This is a genomic window from Enterococcus sp. AZ149 (assembly GCF_051714285.1).
Taxonomy (GTDB): Bacteria; Bacillota; Bacilli; order Lactobacillales; family Enterococcaceae; genus Enterococcus_D; species Enterococcus_D entomosocium.
Window position 1 is genome coordinate 3,082,077 of record NZ_JBIORO010000001.1, and the last position, 19,858, is coordinate 3,101,934.

Consider the following 19,858-nt stretch of genomic DNA (forward strand, 5'->3'; position numbering starts at 1 on the left):
TGCGCTTTTCTCTCTATTGTTCCGTGCGGATCGTCGCTGTTATCTTTTATTTCTTTTATCTTCTCATAAATTGCCAGCGTTTTCTTCTGAAATCGTGAAAATTGATCGGAATACTTACCTATTTTTAAGAATCTTAAAGAACGCCTAGACCATCGGGAACAGCTGATCCAATGTGACTAATACTCCATCCTCATCATTTGAGGGACAGACGGTGGTGGCAACGGCTTTGACGTTTTCTGGCGCATTGTCCATCGCATAGCCTCTCTGGCAATAGGCTAACATTTCCAAATCATTGCCGCCATCGCCAAAAGCGACACATTGCTCAGGAGTGATCCCCCATCGCTCTACCAAGCGTGCCAATCCTGATGCTTTGTGGCAGTTAGGCACGATCAGATCCACGGAACCATGCCCACTGCCTGTTGGCACTAGCAAACCAGCTAGTTCTTTTTGAAATAGTTCCGAATAATAGGCCGTTTTTTCGACAGGAACGGTTGGGGCAAATTTCAGGATCGTGTCCTCTACTTGGGCAAAGTCATCGACCCATTGCAATTTGTGGTAATACTTATTTGTTAATTCAAAAAAAGCATCACTGACCGTTCCCCGTTCACAATAAGCACTATTGAGCCCACACATTACATTTTTAACTTCGGAGTATTTTTTACATAAATCTAAGGTTGCGAAAACCGTTTCTCGGGGAATGTCCGCTGCAAAAAGCACTGTTTCTTTGTCTTTGACAAGTGCTCCGTTTTCTGCAACAAAACTCAGCTCGTGATCATAGCCGGGAAATTGAGCCCGCAACTGGTAATACTGATTGCCGCTGGCAACGACAAACTGACAGCCGACTGCTTTCATGCGGGCCAACACGGCCTTGAAGCGGGGAACATCATACGTATAATCCGTGCGCATAAAGGTTCCATCCATATCGACAGCTACTAACTTGATATCATAAGGGTTGGCATTCATATACTTCTCTCCATTCTGGCTTTCTTTATTAAAGAAAGCGTTTTTCTTACATTATTATTTTAACATGTATATACAACTTCCGCATCCTTTTTCTTGCTAAAAAATCGATTGAAGGGATAGTGCCTCTCAAAAAAGAGACTACTGCTTTACACCATTCAATCGTGCCTACCTTTTCAAAAATCCTTACAATGATTGAAGATCATTCAAAGGCAGACCATCGCTGCCAAACACAAGGATTGATTGGCGGCTCCTTTGCCCGAATGAAAAGAATCACTCCAGAAACGTTTCCTTGCGCAATTTCTGCCCCACATAAATTCTATCCTGCTTTCTTTCAAATCTACTTGGTTCTTTGGTATACTGGGGATAGTTTAATTAGTGAGGGGTTTTTGTTATGAACTTTACCCGCTTTGCTCGCTTGACGCAGCGCAGGAGCAAGACGTTTATTTCCCAGAATGTATCTTCAATCCAAGTGATTGTTTTTTATTATATCGTGATGACGGTGGTCTCTTTGGGGCTTTTTTCACTTCCCTTCTTTCGGGAACCGGGCTCTCATGTCGCGTTTATCGATCTGTTCTTTATGGCGGTCAGCACGGTCAGTGTCACAGGGTTGACTACCTTCCCGATCAATGACGTATTTAACGACCGCGGGGTCATTTTATTGGAAGTCCTCTTTCAAGTTGGTGGTTTAGGGATCATGATGATCTCGACCTTTTTTGCGATCGTTTCACGGCGCAAAATCAGTTTAAAGCAGCGCCAATTGATCATGACAGATATGAACCAGCCAAAGCTTAGCGGGATCGTTCGGATGATTCGAACGACGTTTACCATCATTTTAGTTTGTCAGTTGGTAGCAGGTACGATCTTCGCTGTTTATTTTCATCTTTACGGGTATTATGACAATTGGCGTGACGCGATCTTTTATGGGTTTTATCAAGCGATCTCTGCTGTGACCAACTCAGGGTTTGATGTGACGGGCAATTCCATCTTGCCGTTTTCCCATGATTATTTCTTCCTGACGTGTATCATGATTTTGATTTTTATCGGGGGGATCGGATTTCCAGTGATCATGGACTTTCGGGAATGGGTCCTTTTTAAAATGAAAAAACAACGCCGCCGCTTGCCGTTTCGATTTTCTTTATTCACAAAAATTGCTGTTTTGGCTTTCGTGATCCTCTTTGTCGGCGGTACATTGGCGATTTTTTTCCTTGAGAAAGATTATTTATTCAAAGATTACAGCTTTAGTGGTATGTGGATGAACAGCATGTTTTATTCCATGACAACGCGGAATGCTGGCCTGCAGATCCATGACTTAGGCAACTTCCAAACCACGACGTTGATCGTTTTCTCCTTGCTGATGTTTATTGGTTGTAGTCCCAGCTCTGTTGGTGGGGGGATTCGGACGACGACCATTGCCATCATTGGGCTGTACCTCTATGCCTTCTTGAAAAGTGAGGACAATATCAATATCTTCGGTCGCCGGATCGATCAAGATGACGTCCGTAAATCAGTGGTGGTCTTCATGCTTTCGATGGGCATGTGCTTCTTTTGTGTCTTATTCTTGACCGCCATCGAGGATATCCCTTTGATCGCCATCATTGTTGAAGTTTCCTCGGCCTTTGGAACCACAGGGCTTTCTTTAGGAATCACGGGCGATTTATCAACTATCGGCAAACTCGTGATTGCTCTTTTGATGTTTATCGGCCGTGTCGGTATGCTGTACACCTTGATGTTATTCGTACCAAAAGAAACACGTGACTTAGGCTACGAGTACCCAACGGAAAAAATCATTATCGGTTAAAACAGCAAACCTGGCAGAAGGTTTGCTGTTTTGCTTTTCAATTTGTTGATCATCGCAAGTAAAAGAGCCATTTATCAGAATGGTCTTTGTAGAAATTTAAAGAATCGCAAAAGCAATTTAACCTTTTTCTTGGTATATGGTATGATAAATTGAATTTGCACAACGAAAGCATTCGCTCTAATGGAGGGTTACATTATGGGAATACGAAGTCATCTGGCTGTTTCAGTCGGTAAGACCTCTCAATGGGTATTAAAGAACTTTTTCAAAGGTGGCTCAAGCCTGCCTGGTAAATTAGCATTAAAAGTTGATCCACATATATTAGATCATTTGGCGAAAGATTACCAAGTCGTCGTGATCACAGGCACCAACGGCAAAACATTGACGACTGCCTTGACTGTCAATATTTTGCGCCAAGAATTTGATGAAGTATTGACGAACCCCACCGGTGCCAATATGGTCCAAGGGATCGTTTCAACCTTTCTATCGGCACGCCCTAAAAAAGGCAAAAAATTTGCGGTTTTAGAAATCGATGAAGCCAGTCTCAGCAAAGTAACGAAGTACATCAAACCGGAATTGTTCGTTTTCACCAATATTTTCCGCGATCAAATGGACCGTTATGGCGAGATCTATACGACCTATAAAATGATCGTTGAAGGTGCCGCAAACTCACCGGAAGCAACGATCCTCTGCAATGGGGATTCGCCACTGTTCAATTCGGTGGCAACTGTCAATCCGCGGAAATACTATGGATTTGATCATTTGCCAGATGAAGAGCAGATGGCTCATTACAATACGGATGGCGTGTTGTGTCCTGAGTGTCATCACATTTTGCATTATAAAATGATCACCTATGCCAATCTTGGGAAATACTACTGCCCAAATTGCGGCTTCCATCGACCAGAATTGGATTATAAACTGACGGAAATGACTGCAATGGACAACACCTCTGCTGATTTTGTGATCGATGGCAATGACTATCGCATCGAAGTTGGTGGGATGTACAATGTCTACAATGCGCTGGCGGCAACTGCGGTTGCGGAATATTATGGCGTAGCACCTGCAAAAATCAAATCTGGTTTGGCCTATGACGAAAAAGTCTTTGGCCGCCAAGAAGTGATCCGCATCGGGGACAAAGAATGTACGTTAGTTTTAGTTAAAAACCCTGTTGGTTTGAACCAAGTCATCGATATGATCGGCCTGTCGCCCTATCCTTTCTCACTAGTCAGCTTGTTGAATGCCAACTACGCAGATGGGATCGACGTCAGCTGGATTTGGGATGGCGACCATGAAGCGTTTGCCGATATGGGGATTCCTCAAGTGATCGCTGGTGGTGATCGTCACAAAGATATGGCGTTGCGGTTAAAAGTTGCGGGGATCCCTGAAGAGAAAATCATTGAAACCCCTGAACTTGATGACGTCATCAAGCAAATTGCAGACTTACCAACAGAAAAAGTCTATATTTTAGCGACTTACACTGCAGTCCTGCAGCTACGCAAAAAGCTTGCGGAAAAAGGCTATATCAAAGGAGGAATGAGTCGTGACTAAGTATCAACTGAATGTTGCCCACTTGTATGGAAATCTTTTGAATACTTACGGCGACAACGGCAATCTCTTGATGTTGCGCTACGTGGCCGAAAAACTAGGCGTGACCTTCAACGCAGAAGTCGTCAGCATTCACGAGCCCTTCGATCCTGAAAAATATGATCTCGTCTTCTTCGGTGGCGGACAAGATTTTGAACAAGTGATCGTTTCACAAGATATCCAATCAAAAAAAGAAGCCCTGACCAGCTATATCGAAAATGATGGCGTGATGCTGGCAATTTGCGGCGGCTATCAATTGCTGGGTCATTACTACATTGGTGCCAACGGCGAGAAAATCAAGGGGATCGGTGCCTTGGATCATTACACCTTAAGCCAAGAAAACAACCGGTTCATCGGTGACATCGTGATCCACAATGAAGAATTCGATGAGACCTATTATGGCTTTGAAAACCATAATGGCCGTACTTTCTTAGGTAAAGGGGAAAAACCATTGGGGAAAGTCATCCAAGGACAAGGAAACAATGGCGAAGACCAAACCGAAGGCGTGGTTTACCGCAATGTGTTCGGCTCTTACTTCCACGGACCGCTTCTCGCAAGAAATGAGCATTTGGCAGAGCGCTTGATCCGCACCGCCCTTGCCAATCGTTATGGCAACGTCGAAATTTAAATACACGTACTTAGCAAACAAACCTGTTTTTCGCAGGTTTGTTTTTTTATGGGAAATTTCCCCGCAGTTGCTACCTTTTCTCTTTGTTTGCTTCTACGTTCCTATGCCGCCTCACTTTATTGTAACCGCTATCTTTCTTTTCTATACTGAGGTTGTAGTAAAAATTGAAAGGAGATGTTAAGAAATTATGATGGAAAAAGTTCAGCGGTTTGGCGGTGCGATGTTTACCCCGGTCCTCTTGTTTTCATTTTCGGGGATCATGGTCGCGCTGTGTATTATCTTTAAAAATCCGATGCTTGTGGGGAGCATCGCCACTGAAGGCTCTACTTGGTTCAACATTTGGACGATCATTGAAAACGGTGCATGGACGGTCTTCAACCAAATGGAATTACTATTTGTTATTGGATTACCGATCGGTCTCGCAAAAAAAGCCAATGCGCGAGCGGCAATGGAAGCCTTTGTCGTCTATATTACTTGTAATTATTTTATTTCTGGCATGATCGAGTACTTTGGTCACTTCTTCGGTGTCAACTTTGCAGCTGATCCCGGCGGTGAGAGTGGCTTGAAAATGATCGCCGGCATCAAAACATTAGATACTGGTATTATCGGAGCAATTTTTATTTCGGCGATCGTCGTCTATCTTCACAACAAGTTTTTCGATACGAAGCTGCCTGATTTTCTCGGAATTTTCCAAGGCTCTTCCTTTGTCGTGATCCTTGGATTCTTTTTGATGTTGCCAGTCGCTTTCTTGATTGCATTGATTTGGCCGAAAGTCCAAGCTGGCATTGGGTCCATGCAAGGGTTTCTAGCAAGTGCTGGGGTCTTTGGGGTCTGGCTCTATACTTTCTTAGAGCGAATATTGATCCCCACAGGTCTCCATCATTTCGTGTATACCCCCTTTGTTTTTGGTCCTGCTGTCGTCGAAGAAGGAATCTCCAAATACTGGATGGCACATTTACAAGAATTTGCCCAATCCACCAGACCATTGAAAGAGCTTTTCCCTGAAGGGGGCTTTGCTTTACATGGCAATTCTAAGATCTTTGCTGCACCGGGGATCGCTGCTGCTTTTTATTTCACAGCCAAGCCTGAGAATAAAAAGAAAGTCTTAGCGATTTTGATCCCTGCCACTTTAACTGCCGTTTTAGCTGGTATCACTGAGCCATTGGAATTCACCTTCCTCTTTATCTCACCACCCCTCTTTGCGGTGCACGCTGTTTTAGCAGCGACCATGGCGGCAACGATGTTTGCCTTCGGGGTCGTTGGAGATATGGGGGGCGGCTTGATCGATCTGTTAGCGAAGGTCTGGATTCCGCTATTTCAAAATCATCGCAGTATGATCTTCACGCAGTTGGTGATTGGGTTAGCCTTTACTGCGCTTTATTTCCTTGTTTTCCGCTTCTTGATCCTCAAATTTAAGTTAGCCACACCAGGACGGGAAGAAAACAATAGCGAAGTCAAACTATACACCAAAAAAGATTACAAAGAAAAACAAGCCAACACTGGAACTCCAGTGATTGCCGGTGCCAATCGCTACACCGAACAAGCCGCAGTCTACTTAGAAGGGTTTGGCGGTCGCGACAATATCGATAAAGTCACTAATTGTGCCACTCGCCTAAGAATCACCGTCAAAGATCAAGACCAAGTGCTGCCAGATGACATCTTTAAAGGCGCTGGTGCCCATGGCGTCGTTCGTAACGGCAACGCCTTCCAAGTAATCGTTGGCCTGGATGTGCCACAAGTAAGAGAACAATTCGAAAAATTATTAGCTGTATCAGACTAAGGAGGAAGCAAAAATGAAAAAATTTTCAATCGTGATCGCTGGAGGCGGCAGTACCTTTACCCCAGGAATCGTCTTGATGCTTTTAGAACACTTGGATCGTTTCCCGATTCGCCAAATCAAGTTTTACGACAATTTGGAAGAACGACAAGAAAAAGTGGCACAAGCTTGCGAGATTTTATTGAAAGAACGCGCACCCGAAATCAGCTTTTTAGCAACCACTGATCCCGAAACCGCGTTTCAGGATGTCGATTTTGTGATGGCGCATATCCGAGTTGGCTTGTATGCGATGCGCGAAAAGGATGAAAAAATCCCTTTGAAATATGGTGTGGTCGGCCAAGAAACTTGTGGTCCTGGCGGGATCGCTTATGGGATGCGTTCTATCGGCGGTGTATTGGAGTTAGTCGATTATATGGAAAAATATTCCCCTGATGCGTGGATGTTGAATTATTCCAATCCTGCAGCGATCGTCGCAGAAGCGACTCGTAAATTGCGCCCTGATGCTAAGATCATTAATATTTGTGATATGCCAGTGGGAATCGAAGAACGGATGGCGCAAGCGATCGGTTTAGCTTCTCGCAAAGAATTGGTCGTTCGCTATTATGGCTTGAATCACTTTGGCTGGTGGACAGATATACGAGACAAAGCTGGCAATGACTTGCTGCCGCAGATCCAAGCGCATGTAGCAAAATACGGCTATTCATTGCCAGAAGAAATCGAAGCGAGCCAACATGCTGATGCCAGCTGGATGCACACCTTTGCCAAAGCAAAAGAAGTGTACGAGGTTGATCCATCCACTTTGCCAAATACCTACTTGAAGTATTACTTTTTCCCTCAAGATGAAGTGGCGCACACCAACCCATCTTTTACACGGGCAAATGAAGTCATGGCTGGTCGCGAAAAACACGTCTTTGGTGAATGCCAACGCATCGTAGAAAACCAGACAGCGACTGACACCACGCTTGAAGTGGATGAACACGCCAGCTACATTGTTGACCTTGCACGAGCGATTGCTTATAACACGCAAGAACGAATGCTGTTGATCGTGCCTAACGAAGGAGCGATCGTCAACTTTGATGAACAGGCAATGGTGGAAGTGCCTTGTATCGTCGGCAGTAACGGGGCAGAACCAATCACACAAGGCAAGATCCCTCGCTTCCAAAAAGGATTGATGGAACAACAAGTCGCCGTAGAAAAATTAGTCGTGGAAGCTTGGGCAGAGGGTTCTTACCAGAAGCTGTGGCAAGCACTGATTCTTTCAAAAGTGGTACCAAATGCCCGTGTAGCCAAAGAATTACTCGATGAATTGATCGAAGCAAATCAAGCCTTTTGGCCAGAATTACACTAGCCAGCGTTCTTCGCCTCCCCTCCTGGCTTTTCAGCTATACTTAATCAATAAGGAGGGGTTTTTGTGAAATTACAGTATTTGATTCAACAGCACCAAGCAGAGTTAAGTGAACTTGATCGTGGCATTCTGAACTATATTCTTTCCCACGGCGATACCGTTCTATCTATGGGGATCGTCGAGCTATCCGAGCAGGTTCACGTCTCAAAGTCATCTATTTTACGGTTGACGAAAAAACTTGGTTTTTCTGGCTATTCCGAGTTCAAATATTTTCTACGGCATCAGCAAGAACAGGCAACAACGATTTCGCAGCAAAAAACGATTTTTGAAAAACAACAAGAGGATATTTTCGCCACCCTCAACTATGTAAAAACGGTAGACTTAGCTGTCCTCAACCGCTTGTTTGACCGCAGCAAAACCATCTACTGCTACCCAACTGGGTTTTCCCAAAAGAAAGCACTGGAGGAGTTTTCCAAAATGATGCTTTCTATGGAAAAACGAGTGATCGTATTGCCGAACAAAACGGAATTTGATATGGTCATGCCGATGATCACTGCCGAAGATTGTGTGATCATCGCCTCACTCAGCGGCGAAACAGAAAACGTCAAAGAGAATCTGACGACTTTTGCGATTCGTCAGATTCCCGTTTTGACATTGAGTGCGCCAGGAGATAATTATTTTGCTCGCCATTCAACGTTTCACCTGACCTATTATTGCGATTTTTTTCAAATCGGTCGCAAGAAAATCCCTAGCCAGTCTTTGATCGGACTGAGCTGCTTGATTGATTATTTGATCCGTTCCTACGGACTATTCACTTTACAGGAGGGCAACCATGACTAAACGAAAATGGGCGTTTCCATTGATTTTACTGAGTTATTGGCTTTTGATCGCCGGTGCTTACTATCTTTATCTTTCCTTGACTGCCTTCAACCATGGGATGACCTTTGCCCAGTACCTCAACTCGCAACCGTTAGCCGCTTTAGGGGTCTTGTTAAGTAGTCTCCTTTTGCTGCAAGGGGCTTGCCTGTACTTTATTCAACGGTTTTCCATGAGTAAAAAAGGCCTTTTGGGACAGTATTTATTCCTGATCTTCTTCCAGCAGTTACTGACAGCGAATGTCATCGGCGCAGGACTCGTCTTTTTTACAAGAAGAAGTCTTTCGAGTCAGGAGGAAAACGCAACCTGGGGCGAAAAGAGTTTTGCCTATGGGGCATTAGCATTCATTCTTTTATTGAGTTTATTATTTTTCCTCCTTGTTCGTTCAGCGATTTAACTTCCCCAAAAAGAAAAGCAGTGCCGGTTGGCACTGCTTTTTTGCTGTAGCTCATGTTAGTTTGGCTCTGTTTTTGAAGCAAAAACCACTTTGATTCCAAAGTGATCGCTGACGATTGGAGTACGCGTTCCGTCAAAAACGACTTCATATTCCGTTGCTTGCAGGTCTTTTGATGCAAAAACATAATCGATCCGCAATGCTTCTCGATTGTCTTGCCAACCATCAATGGCTTTAACGACAGAGGCTTCACCAATCGTTTCGGTAGCCGTTAAAAAGCTGTCTTGCAGCTGTAAGGAGCTGTCAAGGACGAGTTGATGACCAGAACTGGCCGCATCGTTGTTGAAATCTCCTAGAATCAATAAGGTATCTGCCCGTTCTGCTAAAAATGCTTCTGTCTGTTGCCACTCGTAGGCAAATTTACCGTCTTGCCACCAAGAAAAGTGACAGCTAACGACTTGTACGATCTGCCCATCGGCTTCAGTCACGCCGCTCAGGTTTTTGCGCGTGGTATGATCCCAGACATCCGTGGCTTGTGAAGCAAGATATTCTTTGGCAATGATGGGCTGTTTGGACAATAAGGCATTGCCTTCGTGGTAAATGTCATAGCCTACGTGACTGTAGGTCCATGACCAATAGTAGTCACAGTCTAACAGTTGCAGTTCTTCCACTAGGCGTAAAGCAAAATTGTCCTCCTTGATTTCCACCAGCGTATCTGTCGGGCAATAAAGCCCATCAGGAACGATGGTTTGAGCAGCGATCGTTTGGTTGACTTCTTGCAAGGCGATGATGTCATAGTCGCCTGTTGCAATCTCTTGTGCGATCATTTTGCATTTTTCTAGCTGATTTTCTTCTAACCAGCTATGGGTGTTCAATGTTAATACCTTCATGAATAAGGCTCCTTCTCTCGGTTTGCTTGTACGATTCCTTTTAAAAATAAAAGAGAGCGGGTCAACAAAAGAGTCGACCCGCTTGTCATTTTATTATAGTTTTACGATTCCAACAACTGCGGCTGCTTGTTGCTTGCCGATTTGGGTCAATTCAAAGGAATCGATTTGATCGCTGTTGGTCAACACTACAACGATGGTGGTGTCTTTGCCAGCAGCACTTACTGCAGCGAGATCCATCTCCGCTAACTTGTCACCGACCGCCACTTGTTGTCCTTCAGTGACAGCTACCGTAAAGGGGGCACCGTTTAAGTCAACGGTATCTAACCCCATGTGAACCAATACTTCGATGCCTTCATCAGAAAGCAAGCCGATCGCATGTTTCGTTGGGAAGATGTTGGTGACTTTCCCGCTGATTGGTGCGACAACTGTCGTCTGCTCTGGACGCACGCCATAACCGTCACCCATCATTTTTTCCGCAAACACTTGGTCTTTGACAGAGGTGATCGGCATCACTTCTCCAGTGGCAACGGCAGCTAGTTCAGCTGTCACGCCTTGGCTTTGATGGGTAGTGGTTTCATCTGGTGCTTGACTAGCAGTCGGTTCGGGAATCGTGACACCAGAATCTAAGATATCTTGAATGTCTGATTTTAAGACATCTGCTTTCGGTCCATAGACTGCTTGCACACCGTTGTCTTTTACGATCAAGCCTAACGCCCCTGCGGCTTTCCACGCTTTTTCATCGCCGACCGCTTCCCGATTTTTCACAGAAACTCGTAAACGGGTCATACATGCATCAACGTCGGCGATATTTTCACGTCCACCTAATAAATGAATGATTTTCACGACTTGTGAATCTGGGTTCAAGTTGCCATCCGCCGAAGCAGTTGCTGGCGCATCGCTGGCCCCTTCTGTTTCATAGTTGCCGTTTCTACCTGGTGTTGCAAAGTTGAATTTTTTGATCAAGAAGTTTGCCAAGAAATACATCCCGACACCAAAGACGATGGTCACTAACACAAAGTTGATCAAATCTTGTCCTAAGCCGGCATTGATCGCCATTGGGGTACGTGTCAACAACTCGATATTCCCAAAAGAATGGACCCGTAAGTTGACGATATCCGCCATCGCAAATGCCGCCCCTTGTACGACTGCATAAACGATGTAAAGCGGTACGGCAGCAAACATAAACATGAACTCCAACGGTTCTGTTACCCCTGTCAAGAAGACAGCGATGGCAGCTGATAAATACATAGAGGTATATTTGTGCCGTTTGTCCGCATCGACATTGCGGTACATGGCATAAGACAAGCCCATCAAGATCCCAGATGAACCAATCATTTGTCCAACTTTAAAGCGGGCAGGAACAAAGTTTTCCAATAAAAATTGATATTGTGACGTATCGCCAGCATTGCGCATATTCACTAGATCTGTTGCCCAAGCAAGCCATAATGGGTCTTGTCCAAAGACTTGGGTGCCGGCTTGTGCCCCAGAAAGAATTGTGTAGGTTCCACCTAATTCGGTGTAATTGATCGGGATCGTCAACATATGATGCAGCCCGAATGGTAAGAGCAGCCGCTCCAAGGTTCCAAACAAGAACGGTGCTAAAACGGGCGCACTTTCTTGTGATTGCGCGATCCATAAACCGAAGTTGTTGATACCGGCTTGAATGTAAGGCCAAACGATTGATAACACTAATGCGACGACTACTGAACGGGCAATCACCACGAAAGGGACGAAGCGTTTGCCGTTAAAGAAGGAAAGCGCATCCGGTAATTTGCGGAAATTATAGTATTTGTTGTAAGCTGTTGCCCCCACAAAACCTGCGATGATCCCGACAAAGACGCCCATGTTCAAAGCAGGTGCTTCTAATACACTAGTAAAGAAACCGTCGATCATGATCTTTGTCCCAAACAACGTATGGGTAAAGGCGCCTTCTTCGGTTAACATCGCGCTCGTCACGCCAAAGATCGAACCAGTGATCCGGTTGATCAAAATAAAGGCGATCCCGGCAGCAAATGCCCCACCAGCTCGCTCTTTAGCCCAACTACCACCAATAGCTAATGCAAATAATAAATGCAGGTTACCAATAATTGCCCAACCAATGTTTTCAATGACGCCTCCTGTGGTGATCAAGAATGCCCAGTCGGCATTGATCATTGGGATCGTTTTCCCAATACTGATCATCAAACCAGCGGCTGGCATAACAGCGACAACCACCATTAGCGCTTTTCCGAATTTTTGCCAAAATTCGAAGCTCAATAATTTTTTCATCTTCCTTCTTCCTTCCCTGAATCGATTTACGCAATCGGTTTCTTAATAATTTCATTCTAACGGAGAAAAAAGATTTTGTAAACCCAGAAATATCAAAAGGGATTCTATTCGTTTTTTCACCTTTATATAACTGAATCTCTCTTTCTCGATGTTTCCTAATAGGAAATTCTTTAAACGCAACAACTTTCACTTGACGATGCAATCGTTTGCGCTTATGATAGAGATATCAAAAAGATTCTGGAGGGACTTTCATGAAAAAAATCCAACGATTGTTCGAGATCGATCCATGGAAAATCGCGACATCTACCTTAGATAAAGAAAATCGTCGACTGCAAGAGTCGCTAACAAGCATCGGGAATGGCTACATGGGAATGCGCGGCAACTTTGAAGAACAATACAGCGGCGATCATCACTTAGGTACCTATATCGCAGGTGTCTGGTACCCAGACAAAACCCGTGTTGGCTGGTGGAAAAACGGCTATCCTGACTATTTTGGCAAAGTGATCAATGCGGTCAACTTTATTGCAATGGACCTATTTGTCAATGACCAATTAGTCGACTTAGCAAAAATCAGCCCAAGTGATTTCCGTTTAGAACTAGACATGGAAACCGGGATTTTACGCCGCAACTTTACTGTCACTTTGGCAGGTGCAACGGTTAAATTCTCTTTTGAACGCTTCTTGAGCATCGTAAAACGTGAACTTGCCCTCATTAAGATGGATGCTGAGATCATTGAAGGCGACGCTGAGATTAAAGTCGTTTCTAAACTAGATAACAACGTCCATAACGAAGACAGCAACTACGACGAACGTTTCTGGGAAGAATTAGATCATGGCCAAACCGAAACCTTCCATTACTTGACCACTCGGACTGTAGAAAATAATTTTGACATTGAACGCTTCACTGTCACTTCTGCTATGCGTCATAGCCAAACACCGACTGATTCCGTGAAAAGCGAACTTTGCGTCGCTGATACCTTTGCCTTTTCTGGGGCAGCCGGTGACACCTTCTCATTGATCAAAGAAGTCTTGATCATTACGAGTCGTGATGTTCCCGCTCATGATCATCCAGCAAAAGTCACCGAATTAGGCACTTTATACAAAGCAGATTATGATGCGTTGCGTGCAGAACAAGTCGCTGCTTGGAAAGCCCGCTGGGATTTAGCCGATGTGATCATTGAAGGCGATGCTGCGGCGCAACAGGGGATTCGTTTCAACCTGTTCCAATTGTTCTCAACCTATTATGGTGAAGACGAGCGTCTGAACATTGGACCGAAAGGCTTTACTGGTGAAAAATATGGCGGTGCGACTTACTGGGATACCGAAGCCTATGCAGTCCCATTGTATTTGGCATTAGCAAAACCAGAAGTGACCCGCAACTTGTTGAAATACCGTCACAACCAATTGCCGCAAGCCCATATCAATGCACAAAAACAAGGCTTAGCAGGTGCCCTTTACCCAATGGTGACCTTCACTGGGATCGAATGCCACAATGAGTGGGAGATCACTTTCGAAGAAATCCACCGAAATGGTGCCATCGCTTATGCCATCTACAACTATACGAATTATACTGGCGATACAAGTTACCTGAAAAAAGAAGGATTAGAAGTGTTAAGCGCGATCTCACGTTTCTGGGCAGATCGTGTCCACTATTCAAAACGCCAGCAAAAATACATGATCCATGGCGTTACAGGACCAAATGAATACGAAAACAATATCAATAACAACTGGTACACCAATAAAATGGCTACTTGGGTCTTAGCTTATACCTTAGCCAGCTATGAAGCCTTCAAAGATGAAGCGACTGTCACGATCTCAGACGAAGAACAAGCCAAATGGCAAGACATCATCGACAATATGTACTTCCCAGAAGACCAAGAGCTTGGTGTGTTCGTCCAGCATGATACCTTCTTAGACAAAGACTTGATGCCCGTTTCCGATCTTGATCCAAAACACTTGCCGTTAAACCAAAATTGGTCGTGGGATCATATCTTGCGCTCTTGCTTTATCAAGCAAGCCGATGTTTTGCAAGGGATCTACTTCTTCGGCGATCAATTCAGCAAAGAAGAAAAACAACGGAACTTTGATTTCTATGAGCCGATGACAGTGCATGAATCTTCCCTTTCCCCAAGTATTCATGCGATTTTGGCAGCGGAATTAGGTATGGAAGAAAAAGCGTTGGAAATGTATGAGCGGACTGCTCGTCTTGATTTGGACAATTACAACAATGATACCGATGATGGCTTGCACATCACTTCTATGACCGGCAGCTGGTTAGCGATCGTTCAAGGCTTTGCTCAAATGAAAACCGATCACGACCACTTAGGGTTTGCGCCATTCTTACCTAAAACGTGGAGCCGCTATGCATTCCACATCAACTATCGTGGACGTCTGCTCTTTGTTTCCGTCAATGAGTCGACGGTGACTTTGAAAAAAATCAGCGGTGAGGCATTGCCAATCAAGGTGTATGGCAAAGACTATGTTTTAGAAGACGAAATCAGTACAGCGATTCGCTAAACAAGCCTTCTGAAAGAAGAAATGTCTGCATTTCTTCTTTCTTTTGATTGGCTCTACCCTTGTGCCGACACTTTGTGATACTATAAGCTAAAAAAGGAGGGAAATCAGTGAGCATTACGGTCAAAGATGTCGCCAAAAAGGCTGGCGTCGCTACATCCACGGTTTCTCGTGTCGTAAACGATCATCCCAGTATCTCTGAAGATACTAAGAAGAAAGTGCGCAAAGTAATGGCAGAAATGGGCTACGTCCCCAATCTTGCGGCTCGAAATCTCGGCAAACAGATATCTAGTGCCATCGGCGTGATCTTGCCGCCCCTTGATTCGAAAGAACGACTAGGAAACCCCTTTTATTTAGAAACGATCGAAGCCATCAATGAAGAGGCACGCCATCATCAAATGACGGTTGCCGTTGCCTCCGCCCGTGACTTTGCTACATTACTAAAAAACGTGGAACGAATGCACCTGCAAAAACAAGTAGATGGCTTTATCTTGGTCTATTCCGATGAAAAAGACCCCATCATCGATTATCTGGTCGAAAAAGAAGTCCCCTTTACCTTGATTGGTCAACCATACAGCAATGAAGACAAAATCGTTTTTGTCGATAATGACAACCAGTTGTTAGGCAAGCAAGCAACCGAGCATCTGATCGCCCAAGGGCATACGAAGATTTTATTTGCTACTAATACGACCCATGAAAATCTGTATTTCGAACGTTTTTTCGGCTACCAAAAAGCCATGATGCTGGCAAATCTCCCCTTTTATCCAGCATTGACCTTTGAAAAAGCGGAAGATTACGTCACGTTTGAAGAAACGATCAAAGAATCCCAAGCAACTGCCATCGTCGTGATCGATGATCTGTTCGCTGTGCGGATCATTCAATTAGCGACGATGTATGGCTACAAAGTCCCGGATGACTTATCCATCATCAGTTTCAATAATTCGATCTTTGCTACTTTGACACACCCGTATTTGACTAGTATCGATATCAACGTGTTGTCCTTAGGAAAAATCGCTACCGAACGGCTGATGGCGCAATTGAATCATGAAGATTCAAACGGCGTACAGCTGGTCGTACCACATAAGCTGATCAAACGAGAAACGGTCTTGAACCGCAATCAGTTGAACTGATCCACTGTGTTTGGTCCACTTTCCCCACACGCAAAAGCACCCGCTGTCCCTAAGGATAGCGGGTGCTTTTCATATTTTTATTTATACTCTTTGCTTTCCAGGCGGAACAATGGACTCATTGGTGTATTTTCGTGAATGCGGCGAACGGCTTCCCCCATCAATTCAGCACAAGAAATGTAGTGCAGTTTTTCTGGATGGCGTTCTTCGCTGGTCCAACAAGAATCGGTGACACAAATCCTTTCAATCGCTGATTGATCCAAAATTTCTTTAGCTGGCGGCGAAAGTAAGGCATGAGACACACAAGCATACACTTCGCTGGCACCAGCTTCCTTCAACAAGTCTGCCGCTTTTGCCAATGTATGGCCGGTATTTAAAATGTCATCAACTAAAATACATTTTTTCCCAACGACATCACCAATCACATAGCCGCCATCGGCTTCATCTTGATCGACGATCGCGATCGCTGTATCTAAGTATTCTGCCAAACTACGGGTCCGTTGGACACCGCTGTTTTTTGGTGAAACAACGACATAGTCGTCACCAGTCATTTTTTGTTCGCGATAATAATGGGCAAACAATGGGATCGTAAAGAGATTATCCACTGGGATGTCGAAAAATCCTTGAACTTGGACGGCATGCAGATCAAGCGTCAAGATCCGAGAAGCCCCTGCTTCCACCAGCATATTGGCAATCAATTTTGCAGTAATCGGCTCATGCGGGTTGGCGGTTCGGTCTTGCCGCGCATATGCGTAATAAGGCAAAACGACATTGATGGTCTTCGCACTAGCCCGTTTCATCGCATCGATCATGATCAGCAACTCTAAATAATGATCATTGACGGGTTCATTCGTCGATTGAATGATATAAATATGGTCGCCCCGCACACTTTCTTCAATATTGATGGCAATCTCTCCATCACTAAACTGTGTCACTTTTGACTTCCCTAGTTCTGTACCGAAAACTTTCGCAATGTTTTCTGCTAATGGTAAATTTCCATTTAAACTAAAAATTTTCAACGAACTATCTTTATAACTTTCGCCCATGATTGCCTCCAATGAATGTGGTTGTTTTCTTCTATTCTAGCACAAAGTGACTGTTTTTTTAACCGTCTCGTTCAAGGAAGTGTGACGGTACCGTTTACCCAACTGGCGGGAATCACTTTTTTGTAGTTACCCCAGTTGTCATGAACTTTAAAATAGCGTTCTCCGCTGGCGGTTTCAGCGTAGGCGTAAGCCACGACCCAATGATTGCCATATGTGCTACCTAAAGGCTTCAAAATACCGATGATCACCGGTTTGCCTTCGTCGATTCGTTTGCACGCTCGATGCCAACCGCCAACAACGGTCGCACGTCCGCGGTAAGGCAATTGGAATTGATCGAAAAACCGAGTCAATCCATGACTGACTTGCCAAGCGATTGTCGGCAACCCATGAGGCTGAATCAGCACACGCAGCATTTCCGTCACTACTGTCAGATCCCGCTGTTTTTTTCTGCGAAACGCTTTCGGGATGATCGTTTCATCGATGTAATCTTGATAGTAGGCCAAAAAGACGGCTGCCGCATAGGTGCCGCATAAATACCCTGAAGGAGTGACCCACTGCTTATACGGACGAAACCGCTCTTCGGCGATCCCTTTCCACTCTACTTGTTCCATCTCGTTCACCTGCCTTTTTTCTTATTATACCTTAGATTCTCCTCCTACTTGGATCAAAACCCTTTTTCGTCTAGAAAACTTTTCTTTGCGTCCTTACAGATTTTGTTTCATAATAGTAGAAAGCGAGAGGAGCGAAAGACATGACAACCTTGTTAAAAGATGATTTTTATGACTATGTAAATGGCGAGTGGCTGGAGACCGCTGTTATTCCAGCAGATAAACCCGCTACGGGTGGATTCCAAGATCTCGTTGACGGAATCGATTCCTTAATGATCGCAGAATTTGAAAATATGGCACACGATCCCCATGCTACGCCAAAAGGCCGCATGAAGGATGCTGTGGCTTTTTACCGCTTAGCCAGCGATTTTGCCCAACGAGAGGCAGCTGGCGCTACTGAAGCAAATGCACTATTAGCAAAAATCGAAGCGTTGCGTTCTTATGAGGAATTGAATCAGCAACTGGCAAGTTTCGTTTTAGAGGGTATTGCCTTGCCTTTCCAACTGGATGTCGATGCAGACATGAAAAATGCGCAAATGAATACTTTGTCGGTCTATCCGCCTGCTACTATTTTGCCGGATAAAACCTATTACACAGAAAATCCCCAAGCAGGCGAAATGCTGCAAGTCTACTTTGAGATGGCCGTCAACGTTTTAGTTGCTTACGGAAAAGACCAAGCAGAAGCGGAATCGTTGGTAGAGCAAGCGATCGCATTTGATAAATTGATCGCCCCTCATGTCCGCAGTGCGGAAGAAAGTGCGGATTATAGTAAAAACTACAATCCTCGCTCCTTGGAGGAATTTGCAAAGCAAGCTAGCAAGATCGATTTCACACAACTCTTGACAGCCCTTTTACCAGGTACACCAGAAGAGCTGATCGTAACGGAACCCGCTTACTTTGAAGCCTTTGACATTATTGTTTCTGATAGCCATTTTGAACTCTTGAAAGGCTGGATGATCGTCAACCAAAGCTTGCGCTATACTAGCTATCTGAGTGAAGAATTGCGTCAGTTAGGCGGAACCTACAGTCGCTACTTATCAGGGATCGATGAAGCGGCTCCCCAACAAAAAGCGGCTTATTACTTAACGATGGGTCATTTTAGTCAAGTGATCGGTGATTATTATGGACGCAAGTACTTTGGGGAAATGGCGAAAAAAGACGTCAAACACATGGTGGAAACAATGATTGCTGTCTACCAAGATCGTTTGCGCAACAACACGTGGTTAAGTGAAGAAACCCGCCAAAAAGCGATTATCAAATTGAATCGTTTAGGCATCCATGTCGGGTACCCTGATCAAGTTCCTGCTATTTATGATCAATTGCATACCGATGAAGAGAAAAGTCTGTTGGCAAATGCCCTTCATTTCAATCGTTTGTTCCGAGAAGATACCTTCAAAAAATGGCAGCAGCCCGTGGATCGCGAGGAATGGGAAATGTCCGCCGCTACCGTGAATGCCTACTATCACCCATTTAAGAACGTGATCGTTTTCCCAGCAGCAATCTTACAAGCGCCCTTTTATAGTTTGGAGCAATCCACCAGCGCAAATTATGGGGGGATCGGCGCGGTCATTGCTCATGAGATCTCCCACGCCTTTGACAACAACGGGGCAAAATTTGATGAATATGGTAATTTAAACAATTGGTGGACAGAAGAAGATTTGGCACACTTTGAACGCTTAGCTCAAGCGATGATCGACGAGTTTGATGGCCTGCCCTTTGCCGGCGGTACCGTCAACGGAACATTGACTGTTTCTGAAAACATCGCCGATGCAGGCGGACTAAGCTGTGCGCTAGAAGCAGCGCAAAAAGAAAGCGATGTTTCTTTAACAGACTTCTTCACCAATTGGGCGAAGATTTGGCGTACAAAAGCCAAAGAACAATACCAACAGCTCTTACTGGCGATCGATGTCCACGGACCAGCTAAACTACGGGCCAATATCCAAGTCCAAAATATCGATGAATTCTATACAACCTTTGATATCAAACCTGGTGACCCTATGTATCGTGCACCAGAAGATCGTGTGCAGATCTGGTAAACAAAAGC

General features: G+C 44.6%; 15 protein-coding genes. 10 read left to right on the forward strand and 5 right to left on the reverse strand.

What is annotated here, in order from left to right; translation table 11 throughout:
* Positions 1 to 144: 144 nt before the first annotated feature.
* Positions 145 to 963 carry a Cof-type HAD-IIB family hydrolase gene (locus IGI94_RS14225; RefSeq protein ID WP_438899904.1) on the reverse strand — a complete coding sequence of 273 codons (819 nt, stop codon included), beginning with the start codon at positions 961 to 963 and terminating at the stop codon, positions 145 to 147.
* A 391-nt stretch (positions 964 to 1,354) separates the two neighbouring features.
* Between IGI94_RS14225 and IGI94_RS14230 the strand changes: the two genes are divergently transcribed.
* The 7 genes from IGI94_RS14230 to IGI94_RS14260 all read left to right on the forward strand — a co-directional run bounded on the left by IGI94_RS14230 (position 1,355) and on the right by IGI94_RS14260 (position 9,365).
* Positions 1,355 to 2,761, forward strand: a complete 1,407-nt coding sequence (locus IGI94_RS14230; protein WP_008379338.1) for a TrkH family potassium uptake protein — start codon at positions 1,355 to 1,357, stop codon at positions 2,759 to 2,761.
* A gap of 195 nt (positions 2,762 to 2,956) precedes the next feature.
* A complete protein-coding gene (locus tag IGI94_RS14235) occupies positions 2,957 to 4,306 on the forward strand; it encodes a Mur ligase family protein (RefSeq protein WP_005227862.1) in 1,350 nt (449 codons plus the stop codon).
* Positions 4,299 to 4,970: a type 1 glutamine amidotransferase gene (locus tag IGI94_RS14240; protein ID WP_005233555.1), complete on the forward strand. Its 672-nt coding sequence runs from the start codon at positions 4,299 to 4,301 to the stop codon at positions 4,968 to 4,970. Before IGI94_RS14235 ends, IGI94_RS14240 begins: the two co-directional genes overlap by 8 nt.
* 187 nt (positions 4,971 to 5,157) lie before the next feature.
* Positions 5,158 to 6,750, forward strand: coding sequence for an alpha-glucoside-specific PTS transporter subunit IIBC (locus tag IGI94_RS14245; protein ID WP_005233553.1), 1,593 nt, complete (start codon positions 5,158 to 5,160; stop codon positions 6,748 to 6,750).
* 13 nt (positions 6,751 to 6,763) lie between these two features.
* Complete coding sequence (locus tag IGI94_RS14250; protein ID WP_008379332.1) at positions 6,764 to 8,095, forward strand: 6-phospho-alpha-glucosidase; 1,332 nt, start codon at positions 6,764 to 6,766, stop codon at positions 8,093 to 8,095.
* A 63-nt stretch (positions 8,096 to 8,158) separates the two neighbouring features.
* The gene (locus IGI94_RS14255) at positions 8,159 to 8,932 is read left to right on the forward strand and encodes a MurR/RpiR family transcriptional regulator (protein ID WP_008379329.1); all 774 of its coding nucleotides are present in this window, start codon (positions 8,159 to 8,161) and stop codon (positions 8,930 to 8,932) included.
* Positions 8,925 to 9,365 (forward strand): hypothetical protein, encoded by a 441-nt coding sequence (locus tag IGI94_RS14260; protein ID WP_438899905.1) that lies wholly within the window; start codon positions 8,925 to 8,927, stop codon positions 9,363 to 9,365. The genes IGI94_RS14255 and IGI94_RS14260 overlap by 8 nt, the downstream gene beginning before the upstream one ends.
* A 56-nt stretch (positions 9,366 to 9,421) precedes the next feature.
* Here IGI94_RS14260 and IGI94_RS14265 read toward each other — a convergent pair whose 3' ends face one another.
* Together IGI94_RS14265 and IGI94_RS14270 are read right to left on the reverse strand one after the other, a co-directional pair.
* A complete protein-coding gene (locus IGI94_RS14265; protein WP_008379326.1) occupies positions 9,422 to 10,252 on the reverse strand; it encodes an endonuclease/exonuclease/phosphatase family protein in 831 nt (276 codons plus the stop codon).
* Between the two features lie 93 nt (positions 10,253 to 10,345).
* Positions 10,346 to 12,520: a PTS transporter subunit IIBC gene (locus IGI94_RS14270; protein ID WP_438899906.1), complete on the reverse strand. Its 2,175-nt coding sequence runs from the start codon at positions 12,518 to 12,520 to the stop codon at positions 10,346 to 10,348.
* 251 nt (positions 12,521 to 12,771) lie between these two features.
* Between IGI94_RS14270 and IGI94_RS14275 the strand changes: the two genes are divergently transcribed.
* Both IGI94_RS14275 and IGI94_RS14280 read left to right on the forward strand, forming a co-directional pair.
* The gene (locus tag IGI94_RS14275; protein ID WP_430617518.1) at positions 12,772 to 15,036 is read left to right on the forward strand and encodes a glycoside hydrolase family 65 protein; all 2,265 of its coding nucleotides are present in this window, start codon (positions 12,772 to 12,774) and stop codon (positions 15,034 to 15,036) included.
* Positions 15,037 to 15,143: 107 nt separating this feature from the next.
* Positions 15,144 to 16,163: a LacI family DNA-binding transcriptional regulator gene (locus IGI94_RS14280; protein WP_005227844.1), complete on the forward strand. Its 1,020-nt coding sequence runs from the start codon at positions 15,144 to 15,146 to the stop codon at positions 16,161 to 16,163.
* A 77-nt stretch (positions 16,164 to 16,240) separates the two neighbouring features.
* On the opposite strand, the gene IGI94_RS14285 is transcribed toward IGI94_RS14280, so the two are convergent.
* Positions 16,241 to 17,206 (reverse strand): ribose-phosphate diphosphokinase, encoded by a 966-nt coding sequence (locus IGI94_RS14285; RefSeq protein ID WP_005233536.1) that lies wholly within the window; start codon positions 17,204 to 17,206, stop codon positions 16,241 to 16,243.
* Between the two features lie 71 nt (positions 17,207 to 17,277).
* Positions 17,278 to 17,817, reverse strand: coding sequence for a C39 family peptidase (locus IGI94_RS14290; protein WP_005233534.1), 540 nt, complete (start codon positions 17,815 to 17,817; stop codon positions 17,278 to 17,280).
* Positions 17,818 to 17,957: 140 nt separating this feature from the next.
* On the opposite strand from IGI94_RS14290, the gene IGI94_RS14295 reads away from it, so the two are divergent.
* Entirely contained in the window at positions 17,958 to 19,850 is a 1,893-nt protein-coding gene (locus IGI94_RS14295) for a M13 family metallopeptidase (protein ID WP_429961581.1), read from the forward strand.
* Positions 19,851 to 19,858 lie beyond the last annotated feature (8 nt).